Source organism: Pseudomonas sp. HMSC076A11 (assembly GCF_001810205.1).
GTDB lineage: Bacteria > Pseudomonadota > Gammaproteobacteria > Pseudomonadales > Pseudomonadaceae > Pseudomonas > Pseudomonas aeruginosa.
Genome location: NZ_KV800310.1, coordinates 54631 through 55407 on the forward strand (window position 1 = coordinate 54631; position 777 = coordinate 55407).

1 pseudogene is annotated in these 777 nt (G+C 68.7%); it reads left to right on the top strand.

What is annotated here, in order from left to right:
- Positions 1-777: pseudogene (gene vgrG1a / locus HMPREF2716_RS16550) on the top strand (type VI secretion system spike protein VgrG1a); the annotation flags it as partial.

Below are 777 nucleotides of genomic sequence, written 5' to 3' on the forward strand. Positions count from 1 at the left end.
ACATCCTGGTGCTCTCCGACGCCTACGGCGCGCATCGCAGCCCGGGTGGCTACGCCAGCGTGCCGTACTACCCGCCGACCCTCGGCCATCGCGAGCGCGACCACTTCTTCGACTGGCAGATGGCACGCGAGGTCCAGCCCGGTTCGCTGACCCTCAACGACTACGACTTCCAGCGCCCCGGCGCGCGCCTGGAGGTGCGTTCGAACATCGCCCGGCCGCACGCGGCGGCCGACTACCCGCTGTACGACTATCCCGGCGAATACGTGCAGAGCCAGGACGGCGAGCAGTACGCGCGCAACCGCATCGAGGCGATCCAGGCGCAGCACGAGCGCGTGCGCCTGCGCGGCGTGGTGCGCGGGATCGGCGCCGGGCACCTGTTCCGCCTGAGCGGCTATCCGCGCGATGACCAGAACCGCGAGTACCTGGTGGTCGGCGCCGAATACCGGGTGGTCCAGGAACTCTACGAAACCGGCAGCGGCGGCGCCGGCTCGCAGTTCGAGAGCGAGCTGGACTGCATCGACGCCAGCCAGTCGTTCCGTCTCCTGCCGCAGACTCCGGTACCGGTGGTGCGGGGTCCGCAGACCGCGGTGGTGGTCGGACCCAAGGGCGAGGAGATCTGGACCGACCAGTACGGCCGGGTCAAGGTGCACTTCCACTGGGATCGCCACGACCAGTCGAACGAGAACAGCTCCTGCTGGATTCGCGTGTCCCAGGCCTGGGCCGGGAAGAACTGGGGTTCGATGCAGATCCCGCGGATCGGCCAGGAAGTGATCGTCA